Raw genomic sequence first — 10,175 nt, forward strand, 5'->3', positions numbered from 1 at the left:
CCGCCGGTCGATCAACTCCGCCTTGAACACCGAATTCAACGCCTCGGCCATCGCGTTATCGTAGGAGTCGCCGCGGGATCCGACCGAAGCCACCACCTTCGACTCGGCCAGGGACTCACCGTAGACCACGGATCTGTACTGCACGCCCCTATCCGAGTGGTGGATCAGCCCCGTGACGTCCTCACCAGCGCGAAGCCTGGCCGACAGGGCCATGTCCAACGCGTCGCGGGCCAGCGAGGCACGCATGTGGTTGGTGACCTGCCAGCCGACGATCTCGCGGGAATAGGCGTCCAGGACGAACGCCGCATACACCCAGCCGTGGGCGGTGGGAATGTAGGTGATGTCGGCGACCCACAGCATATTCGGGGCAGTCACGGCGAAGTCCCGTTCCACCAGGTCGACGGGGCACTCGCCGGCGTCGGCGCTGCGGGTTGACGGTCTTTTCTTCCGTCGCCGGATACCGCGCAGCCCTTCGGCGGCCATGAGGCGCTCGACGGTGCACCGGGCGACATGGCCGAAGCTGCCTTCCCGGTTGATCTCTGCCCAGAGTTTGCGGGCGCCGTAGCAGGAGTAATTCTCCTCGTAGATGCGGCGCAGCGCCCGGGTGATCTGCCTGTCTCGGGTGGACCTGGCCGATGGGGGCCGGGATTTATGGGCGTAGTAGGTGCTCAGGGCAATCTTCGCGGTGGTGGTCGCCAGAACGCGGATGATGGGCTCGACCCCGAACTCGACGCGGTAAGTGTCGATGAACCGCACGACTATTTCTGTGGGCGGTCGAGCTCCGCCGCGAAAAAAGCCGAGGCCTTCTTCAGGATGTCGTTGGCGCGTTTGGCTTCGGCGAGCTCGGCCCGCAGCCTGCGGTTCTCCGCTTCCAGGTCGACTGATTCGGCCGGTGTGTCGGTCCCGGACTGTTTGTGGGTGCGGACCCAGACTCGCAGGGTTTCTTTGCTCAGCCCGAGCTCGCCGGCGACGCGGGTGATCGCGCCACGGGCGGTGTCGGGGCTGGCTTGGGCGTGGAGCACGAGTTCTATGGCGCGCTGCTTGAGCTCGGAGGTGTACTTCGAGGGCATGTGTAGGGTTCCTTTTCCAATTTCCTACCCTCCATTAAACCCGGGGCGAACCACCCGGCGTCCGAACTCGATGGACCTGCGGTTTCGGCAGTTGGAAGGCTACCTCGGTCGACCACCTGTGAAGACTCCGCCACGGACATAAAACCACCGCGGCATCGCTCCCTCCGCCGCAACTGTCTTGTGGGGGGAGGGGTCGAACACGTTTCTTGCGGGCGCCAACCCGCTGGACTTTATGGACTTCTCCCTGTGAAAACTGCGTGAGCCGCCGTCTTACGGGGATGCGGACTATGTCGGGCAGGCTGTGAAGAAGAGATGGCGTCGTCTGAGGGGTGCCTACAATTCCCGCAGTAGCGACGTCATGTCTCCTCAGCAGGGAACCTTAAGAGGCTTGCTGAGGAACAGCGGGAGTTTCAACAACGGGCGGACCTCCATCAGCAAGTCGTGCAGCATTATCCGGATTTCGATCGGCCACTTGATCTTGCTGCAAGCGCAGTGGACATTGCAGATGTAGTGGCAGGCCATATGATCGCCCAAGAGATTCGAGACCAGCTGACTCCGGCCGATCTGGAGCTTCTTGAGCTGCAGGAAGAGGGGCTGTCTCGCCCCGAGATCGCTTCTAGAATCGGAACCACGCCGAAGGGCATGGATAGTCGGTGGAACAGGATCCACAGACAGATTCAACTTTGCAACAGCACCGTTCGAATCACCTAATCAATAGGACACAGCGCTACTCCACCGCCAACGGAACAGGACTTATGAAACCGTACTTTTCGTACGTTGTTCTCAGAATCCCAGACCTCAAACAGGCCCCTGAGCAGGAGAATGAAACTTCATCGACACTGCGTCGTTAAGATGGTGACGCGGCGTCGATAAGCGGCGACCGTAGCCCCACGATCAACCTCGGGAGCCTTCTTCTCATGTTCTTAGCTTGGCGCGACATGTTCTTCGCGCGAACCCGTTTTCTTCTCATGGGCCTGGTTCTAGGCCTGATGTCCATTCTTGTCGTGATCATCTCCGGACTTACCGCCGGCCTGGTCAACGACGGCGTCTCCGGCCTGAAGGCCATGGACGCTGACGTCATTGCTTTCCAGGATGGCACGCAAACAGATTCTGCTTTCACCCGATCCGTCGTTGATGTCTCCGCAGCCGATGAGCTGCTGGCCATCGATGACGTCGAGACTGCCACACCGATGGGCCTGACCCTGGTCAACGCACGTAACCAGGATGCCGTCGCGGTGGACCTGACGCTCGTCGGCCTGGAGCCGGACTCTTTCCTGGCGCCGGAAGGACTGCCTGCGATGAGTGCACAGCGTGTCGCGGGTGAGCCCACCCCGACTGCGCATGACATCATCGTCTCCGCCACACTGGAGGACGCCGGCATCGCCCTCGGTGACACCATCACCATTGACCGCCTGGAGACCGAACTCAACGTCATCGGTTTCACGGAGGATCAGCGCACCTTCGGCCATGTTGCTCTCGCCTACCTGCCGCTGGATGTCTGGCAGGAGGTCCATGCTGGAGCCCGCGCCGGTGAAGCCGCCCCGGCCACTGCCTACGGTGAGGCCTCCGTCATCGTCGCCCAGACCTCGGGAAGCGCAGACACTGAAGCGCTCACCGCTGATTCGGGCCTGGACGTGCGCACCCTGGAGGAGAGTTTCGCATCCTCCCCGGGTTATACCGCCGAGACGATGACTCTGTCGATGATCGAATGGTTCCTCTACATCATCACCGCCCTGGTCACCGGCGCCTTCTTCCTGGTCTGGACCATCCAGCGCTCCGGTGATATCGCTGTGATGCGCGCCATGGGCGCCACCAAGGGCTACCTCCTGCGTGACAGCCTGGGCCAGGCCGTGATCATCCTCGCCGCATCCATCACCGCCGGTGTGCTGCTGGCTGTCGGCCTCGGCCTGTGGCTGGAGAGCACCGCCATGCCGTACGCCACTGAAGTCGTACCGATCCTCGGTGGCGCGGCCCTGCTGTTTGCCGCTGGACTGATCGGCGCTGTCATCGCCGTCTTCCGCGTCACCCGTACCGATCCGCTCACCGCACTGGGGGAGAACCGATGACCACACCCGCACTCATTCTTGACGACGTCCGCGTCAGCTACGGCGACGGCGACTCCCAGGTCCATGCCCTCGATGGTGTGAGCCTGAGCGTCCACCCCGGCGAATTTGTCGCTGTCGTCGGCCCCTCTGGTTCCGGAAAATCCACCCTGCTGGCCGTTGCCGGCGCCCTGATGACCCCCGATTCTGGCCAGGTCCAGGTCGCGAACGAAGATATCACCGGTTTCGACGATGCCGAGCTGGCACGTATCCGCCGGGAGCACGTGGGCTTTGTCTTCCAGTCCTCCGGCAACCTGCCCTCAGCGCTGCGAGCCCGCGACCAGCTGGAGCTGGCGGCCCGCGTGATGGGTACCCGCGGCCGACGCAGCAACGATGAACTTCTCGAAGCCGTGGGCATGTCCCACCGTGCCAACCACCGCCCAGCCACCCTGTCCGGTGGTGAGCGCCAGCGCATCGGTATCGCCCGCGCACTGGTCGGCAACCCGAAACTGCTGCTGGTCGATGAGCCCACCGCAGCACTGGACCGTAACCGTTCCCACGAGATCGTGGCCCTGCTCGCAGAGGAATGTCACCAGGTTGGTGTGGCCGGCGTGATGGTCACCCATGATCAGGATGTTCTTGAGTACTGCGACCGGGTCTACGAAATGGTGGACGGGCAGCTGACTCTGAGGGGCTAAGCTCGATATATGCCCAGAATCTCGGAGCCTACGGTGGCGAAACACCGTGCTGTTCAGCACCGCGCGGTGCTTGCCGCGACAGAACGGCTCATCGTTGCCGGTGAAGGTCAGATGCCGACCATCACCGACGTCGCGGCTGAGGTCGGTCTCGCCCGATCCAGTATCTACCTTTATGCGACCTCGCGGACGGATCTGCTGATCCAACTGCTGATCATGTCTATCGACGAGTGGATCAGTGAACTGTCTGATCGGATGTCCAGCGCCGGCGATGATCCCGGTGATCGTCTTGCCGTCTACGTTGACGCCACTCTCCGGCTGTTCCTCGGCGGGTCCCATGGCCCGCTGATAACCGCAGCCCAGCAGCACCCGGAGGCCTACGCTGATGAGCGTGTCCAGGCAGCTCATGCGGATATGGAACCCACCCTGCACAAGCTGCTGGGTGGTATCTCCCCGGCCTCCCTGCCCCTGATCGACGCTGCCATCCAGCGCGGTGCCGAACTGGTGGCCCATTCAGACGCGGACCTCGAGGCGGTATCGAGGATGTTGCAACGGATGGCCCGGGCATCGCTGGAGGAGGAACCGGAAGGATGAAGGTAGGGCCGATGTAAAAGCGGCCCTACATTCGGTCCTTGGACATGAAAAAACCGCCACACCGTAAGGTGGGCGGTTATTCTTTATTCAGCGATCAGCTTAGAGCGGCTGAACCTGCTGAGCCTGCGGGCCCTTGATGCCTTCGCCGACCTCGAACTCGACCGGCTGGTTCTCCTCGAGGGTACGGAAGCCGTTGCCCTGGATCTCGGAGTAGTGGACGAAGAGATCAGCGGATCCGTCGTTAGGGGCAATGAAACCAAAGCCCTTTTCGCCGTTGAACCACTTCACAGTTCCCTGTGCCATATTAATACCTATTTCTTGATGAGGTGATGCTACGTGCGTCAGCATGATTCACTGACGTCCGGATCGTTGGAACCCCTCGTCAACCGTTAACTTCCGCAGTTACTGCAGGGTTAGGGAAAACCAGGCGCTCGCGTGAATATCTCTTGCGAGCCCCTAAACACTGCACACAGAAACCGCGACCAAGGCTCAGTGTGCCATGTATTGAGCCCCAGCGGTAGTGGCACTTCATAAATTGTTCAAGCTGGCACCCCTGATCTGCGGGTGACTGTCTGGAGATCACGGTCTCCATAGGGCCCCAATAACGATTTAACCAGTAAGTTCCCGCGTCTGTGAGTGCTGCGATGGGGTGGCGGGTGTGCTGGGTGATTTTAGGGCAAAGGTGACGAGTATCTCATTGCCCGCTTGTGCTTTGTTCCTGATTGCCGCTGAATTCGCCCCCCGAGGGGACCGGGGCCGTAGCGCAGGGGCGCCCGAAACCTACTGCTGCGGTGTTTCTTCATTTCCCTGGCGGAGCGGTTGTTCCCCGGAATACTCGGCGGGGGCTGGACGTGGCCTCATTACCCTCAGGGGGCAGGGCTCAGCGGTTCTGCCGCCAGATCGCCCCGGTGAGCACCGTGGCGAAGGTGGTCCAGCCGACATAGGGGAGCAGAAATGCCCCGCGGTTCCTGTCCACCGCCATGGCGCGTCGGGTCAGGTCCGCGCTGGAGGTGGCCAGGGCGGCGGCTTCAATGGTTGCGGGTCCGGGCTTCTTCCCCTTGAAGAAGAGGATGCTCCAGGAGGCATTGAGTGCCAGGTTCAGGGCCAGCGCCTTCTGCAGCTCGGCGTACTCCGCCTGCGCATCGCGTTCCTGCAGATCGGCCAGGCTGCGGCCGACCACTGTGGCGATGCTGGCGTACAAAGCAGTCCAGGCGATGGGGAAGGCTCAGGCGGGGGGGTTGGATCGCCGGTTTGGTCAGTGACCGGTACCAGGGGGTGGAGGTGTCAGTAGCCACTGAGCCGATCACAGCTGTACCGACGACGGCCGCCGAGGTGGTGGCGATGGTGCGCCAGCGGGCCTGCCTGCGAGCGTCGAGATGCTGCCAGGCGTTGTTCATACGGCTGATGGTATCGAGGTTGCTCATGCCTCAAGACTAGGGCGTGTCTCCTAAATAGGTTGGTTGGCGGGGCGATACTGGATCGGTGAGTGACACCAAGAGCCGTTTTCGCGTCCTGACCGACCACCAATGGGAGACTATTGAGACCCTCCTACCCAGCAGCGATGGCCGACGAGGCCGGCCGTTTCGCAACAGTCGGCTCATCGTCGAGGGCATCATCTACCGCTACCGCACCGGCATCCCGTGGCGGGATCTTCCCCGCGAGGAATACGGCCCCTGGCAAACGGTCTGGAAACGCCACCGCCGCTACAGCGCCGACGGCACCTGGGACACGATCCTGACTTACCTGCTGACCCTGGCCGACGCCGAAGGCAAGATCGACTGGAACGTCTCCATCGACGCCTCCATCACCCGGGCCCACCAGCACGCCACGAACACAACCCGACCCGAGCAGGACACAGGGGGCTCGATCGAATCACAAGAATCTGCCCCTGGCGCTGACTGAACCGGCAGGTCACGGCATCGGCAGGTCGCGTGGCGGACTGTCGAGCAAGATTCATGCCGGCGTCGACGGGCACGGTCGTCCACTGTCGCTGGTGGTCACCGGCGGCCAGCGCAACGACGGGGCGATGCTGCAGACCGTGTTGGAAGAAATCCACGTTCCCCCGCCCGGGCCCGGGGCGGGCGAGGACTCGCCCGGATGTTGTCCTGGCTGACCGTGGCTACGCCACGGGTGTGATCCGCAGTCACCTGCGTGAGCGCGGAATCGTCACGGTCATCCCTGAAAAGCGCGACAGTATCGCCGCCCGCAAGCGCAAGGGCAGCAAGGGCGGGCGCCCGCCGGCCTTCAACGAGGAAGCATATAAGGGCCGAAATGTTGTCGAGCGCGCGTTTTCGCTGGCCAAGCAGTGGCGCGGGTTGGCCACCCGGTATGACAAGCTCGCCGTGGTTTACCGCGGTGCCGTCGTGCTGTGTGCCGTGATTACCTGGCTCAAGGCTTTAGGAGACACGCCCTAGGTGTTGACCAGGTATTCGTACTCCGGCGTGTTCGGCTTGAGGTGCTGGCAGTCGATGCGCGAGGCGTTCATCCGCTCGAGCAGCGGGTCGAAGTCACTCGCCCGGCCCAGTTCGAGGCCGACGAGCGCGGCACCGGTCTCACGGTTGTTGCGCTTGAGGTACTCGAAGAGGGTGATGTCGTCGTCGGGGCCGAGGATGTCGTTGAGGAAGTGACGCAGCTGGCCCGGCTCCTGCGGGAAGTTCACCAGGAAGTAGTGCTTGAGGCCGCGGTGCACCAGGGAGCGCTCCATGATCTCGGCGTAGCGCAGCACGTCGTTGTTGCCGCCGGAGATGATGCACACCACGATGGAGTCCTGCTGGAGCTTCATCTCCTTCAGGCCCGTGACCGACAGTGCACCGGCGGGCTCGGTGATGATGCCCTCGTTCTGGTACAGGTCGAGCATCTCGGTGCACACGGCGCCCTCGGAGACGTCCATGACGTGGATGCGGCCCTTGTTGCGTTCGATGATGTCGAAGGGCAGGTCACCGATGCGCTTGACGGCGGCGCCGTCGACGAAGGGGTCGACCGCGGAGAGGGTGACGGGGGCGTCGGCACGCAGGGCGGCCTGGAGGGAGGCGGCACCGCCCGGCTCGACGCCGACGATCGCGGTGCGCGGCGCCATGTCGGCGAGGTAGCTGGCGACACCGGCCAGGAGGCCACCGCCGCCGACCGGCACGAGCACCGTGTCGAGGGACTTGCCGATGGACGTGAGCTGCGTGAGGATCTCCGCCGCGATGGTCCCCTGACCGATGACGGTGTCGCGGGCGTCGAAGGGCTCGATCATGGTGGCGCCGCGCTCGGCGGCGTCGGCACGCGCGGCCTCGGCGGCCTCGTCGAAGTTGTTGCCGGTGACGACCAGCTCCACCATGTCACCGCCGTGGACCATGATGCGGTCGCGCTTCTGCTTCGGCGTCTGGTTGGGGACGAAGATGCGGCCCCGGATGCCCATCGTGCGGCAGGCGTAGGCGACACCCTGCGCATGGTTGCCTGCCGACGCCGCGACGATGCCCGCGTCCCGCTGCTGCTCGTTGAGGTTGGCCATGGCGTAGTAGGCGCCACGGATCTTGTAGGAACGCACGTCCTGCAGGTCCTCGCGCTTGAGGTACACCTCGCAGCCGGTCTCCTCGGACAGGCGGGGGCAGTACTGCAGCGGGGTGGGCTCAATGACGGAGGAGATCCGTGCCTGCGCCAGCTGAATGTCCGAGGCGCGGACAGGCTCGAAGGTGGTTACGGCAGACCGGGTGTCACTCATGGGGAATCAGTGTAGTCCCCCTGTCCACCCGCCACGGTGTCGCAACCCACTTCACCGACTGTTCATCTGCAGGTGGCCCGGAGTTGAGATCAGTGTCATGTCACTGGCCCATCATGTCTCACGGTCTGTTCCCCATCCCCACCACAGGAGCTCTTCCGTGTCTCTCCGCCGTTCCGCTGTCGCCCTCTGCGCGGCACTCGCCACCAGCGTCTCTCTTCTCGCCCCGGCCCACGCCGCCATCGTCGACGACCCCGTCGTCCACTCGGCACCGGGTGCAGCCCTCTCGCTGGCCCCGATCGGCACCTACGAGACCGGTATCTTCGAGGGGTCCGCGGCAGAGATCGTCGCCCACCACGCCGCCTCCCAGCGCGTGCTCACCGTCAACGCGCAGTCCGGCCAGATCGACATCCTCGATATCTCCGACCCGACCACCCCGGTCAAGGTCGCCTCCGTCGACGGCGGCGCCGGGACCACCATCAACTCCGTGGACGTGCGTGCCGACGGCCTGGCGGTGGCCACCGTCGAGCCGGCCACCAAGACCGACGCCGGCACGCTGCTGTTCTTCGACGCCGCCGCCGAGCAGCCGGTCCCCCTCGGTGAGGTCACCGTCGGTGCCCTGCCCGACATGGTGACCATCACGCAGGACGGCGCCTACGCGCTGGTCGCCAACGAGGGTGAGCCGGCCACGGACTACTCCGTCGACCCGGAGGGCTCCGTCTCCGTCGTCTCCCTGCCGGAGACCGTCACCGCCGCCACCGACGCCGACGTCCGCACCGCCGACTTCCGCGCCTACAACGCCCCGGGCGCCCTCCCGGAGGGGGTGCGCGTCTTCGGACCCGAAGGCACCGTCGCCCAGAACCTCGAGCCGGAGTACATCACCGTCCAGGGCGGCACCGCCTACGTCTCCCTGCAGGAGAACAACGCGCTCGCGGTGGTCGACATCGCCACCGCCACCGTCACCGACATCCTGCCGCTGGGCACCGTCGACCACTCGGTCGTCCCGCTGGACGTCTCCGACCGTGACGGCAGCATCAACATCACCACCTGGCCGGTCAAGGGTCACCTCATGCCCGACTCCATCGCCTCCTACGAGGTCGGTGGCGTCACATACATCGTCACCGCCAACGAGGGTGACGCCCGCGACTGGGACGCCTACTCCGAGGAGTCCCGCGTGAAGAACCTCACGCTGTGCGAGGACTTCCAGGGGATGACCCCCGAGGAGATCGCCGAGCTGCAGAAGGACGAGAACCTCGGCCGCCTGACCGTCACCACCGCCGACGGCTACGACGAGGAGCGGGAGTGCCATACGGAGATCCACTCCTTCGGTGCCCGCGGCTTCTCCATCGTCGACCAGGACGGCAACCGGGTGTTCAACTCGGATGACCAGTTCGAGCAGATCACCGCGCTGGCCAGCCCAGAGTACTTCAACTCCAACCACCGTGAGGCGAACCTCGAGGGCCGCTCCGACGACAAGGGCCCGGAGCCGGAGGGCGTCACCCTCGGCGAGATCGACGATCGCACCTACGCCTTCATCGGCCTCGAGCGCATCGGCGGCATCATGGTCTACGACGTGACGGACCCGGCCGGCGCCACTTTCGTCACCTACGTCAACAACCGTGACTTCACCGCCCCGGCCGATTCCCCGCAGGCCGGCGACCTCGGTGCCGAGGGCCTGGTCTTCGTCCCGGCCGCCGACTCCCCGAACGGTGAGAACCTGGTCATCGTGGGCAACGAGGTCTCCGGCACCACCACGATCTTCGAGATCACCACCGCCACCGACCCGGCCCTGTCCTCCCTGTCCTCGCTGTCCTCCCGCGGATAACCCTCGCGCTGCGAGGGCGTGGCTGCTAAGTTCTATCAGCGATCAAACATTTCCCCCCTCAAGGAGTTCTCCTGTGATCCGTCGTCGTCTCTCCGTTGCCCTGGTTGCCGCAGCCAGCACCACCCTGGCCCTGGTCGCCCCGGTACACGCTGAGGAGACCGGCCAGGACATCTCCTCGCTGTCCTCGCTGTCCTCCCTCTCGTCCACCACCGACACCACCACCCCGGACGTCGACGAGGACGAGAA

Annotated in this window: 12 protein-coding genes and 1 other annotated feature; of the genes, 7 read left to right on the forward strand and 5 right to left on the reverse strand. The window is 64.2% G+C overall.

Annotation, left to right across the window (positions count from 1 at the left end; all coding sequences use genetic code 11):
* Positions 1-756, reverse strand: a 756-nt coding sequence (locus GXZ33_RS09555) for an IS3 family transposase (protein ID WP_291340805.1), incomplete at its 3' end; no start/stop codon positions are given.
* Positions 670-798, reverse strand: a sequence feature (AL1L pseudoknot). It overlaps the preceding gene by 87 nt.
* Entirely contained in the window at positions 759-1,070 is a 312-nt protein-coding gene (locus GXZ33_RS09560) for a transposase (RefSeq protein ID WP_291340806.1), read from the reverse strand. It overlaps the preceding feature by 40 nt.
* A gap of 917 nt (positions 1,071-1,987) precedes the next feature.
* On the opposite strand from GXZ33_RS09560, the gene GXZ33_RS09565 reads away from it, so the two are divergent.
* The 3 genes from GXZ33_RS09565 to GXZ33_RS09575 are packed head-to-tail and all read left to right on the forward strand — an operon-like array spanning position 1,988 to position 4,401.
* Entirely contained in the window at positions 1,988-3,136 is a 1,149-nt protein-coding gene (locus GXZ33_RS09565) for an ABC transporter permease (protein ID WP_291340807.1), read from the forward strand.
* Complete coding sequence (locus GXZ33_RS09570) at positions 3,133-3,810, forward strand: ABC transporter ATP-binding protein (RefSeq protein WP_291340808.1); 678 nt, start codon at positions 3,133-3,135, stop codon at positions 3,808-3,810. Before GXZ33_RS09565 ends, GXZ33_RS09570 begins: the two co-directional genes overlap by 4 nt.
* A 33-nt stretch (positions 3,811-3,843) precedes the next feature.
* Entirely contained in the window at positions 3,844-4,401 is a 558-nt protein-coding gene (locus tag GXZ33_RS09575; protein WP_291340809.1) for a TetR/AcrR family transcriptional regulator, read from the forward strand.
* Positions 4,402-4,500: 99 nt separating this feature from the next.
* Here GXZ33_RS09575 and GXZ33_RS09580 read toward each other — a convergent pair whose 3' ends face one another.
* Together GXZ33_RS09580 and GXZ33_RS09585 are read right to left on the reverse strand one after the other, a co-directional pair.
* Entirely contained in the window at positions 4,501-4,704 is a 204-nt protein-coding gene (locus tag GXZ33_RS09580; protein WP_291340810.1) for a cold-shock protein, read from the reverse strand.
* Positions 4,705-5,281: 577 nt separating this feature from the next.
* Positions 5,282-5,602 carry a TspO/MBR family protein gene (locus tag GXZ33_RS09585; protein ID WP_291340811.1) on the reverse strand — a complete coding sequence of 107 codons (321 nt, stop codon included), beginning with the start codon at positions 5,600-5,602 and terminating at the stop codon, positions 5,282-5,284.
* A gap of 281 nt (positions 5,603-5,883) precedes the next feature.
* On the opposite strand from GXZ33_RS09585, the gene GXZ33_RS09590 reads away from it, so the two are divergent.
* Genes GXZ33_RS09590 through GXZ33_RS09595 form a run of 3 tightly spaced genes read left to right on the forward strand, consistent with a single transcriptional unit; the run spans position 5,884 to position 6,815 of the window.
* A complete protein-coding gene (locus GXZ33_RS09590; RefSeq protein WP_291340812.1) occupies positions 5,884-6,303 on the forward strand; it encodes an IS5 family transposase in 420 nt (139 codons plus the stop codon).
* Between the two features lie 49 nt (positions 6,304-6,352).
* Complete coding sequence (locus tag GXZ33_RS12660; RefSeq protein WP_363237211.1) at positions 6,353-6,514, forward strand: hypothetical protein; 162 nt, start codon at positions 6,353-6,355, stop codon at positions 6,512-6,514.
* A 19-nt stretch (positions 6,515-6,533) separates the two neighbouring features.
* On the forward strand, positions 6,534-6,815 hold the full coding sequence (locus GXZ33_RS09595; protein ID WP_291340813.1) for a transposase: 282 nt from the start codon (positions 6,534-6,536) through the stop codon (positions 6,813-6,815).
* Here the strand turns inward: GXZ33_RS09595 and ilvA are convergent.
* Positions 6,812-8,107: a threonine ammonia-lyase IlvA gene (gene ilvA, locus GXZ33_RS09600; protein WP_291340814.1), complete on the reverse strand. Its 1,296-nt coding sequence runs from the start codon at positions 8,105-8,107 to the stop codon at positions 6,812-6,814. The genes GXZ33_RS09595 and ilvA overlap by 4 nt on opposite strands.
* A 157-nt stretch (positions 8,108-8,264) precedes the next feature.
* Between ilvA and GXZ33_RS09605 the strand changes: the two genes are divergently transcribed.
* A complete protein-coding gene (locus GXZ33_RS09605) occupies positions 8,265-9,929 on the forward strand; it encodes a choice-of-anchor I family protein (RefSeq protein ID WP_291340815.1) in 1,665 nt (554 codons plus the stop codon).
* The last annotated feature ends 246 nt before the right edge of the window (positions 9,930-10,175 follow it).

This window comes from Corynebacterium sp., assembly GCF_012838985.1.
Taxonomy (GTDB): Bacteria; Actinomycetota; Actinomycetes; order Mycobacteriales; family Mycobacteriaceae; genus Corynebacterium.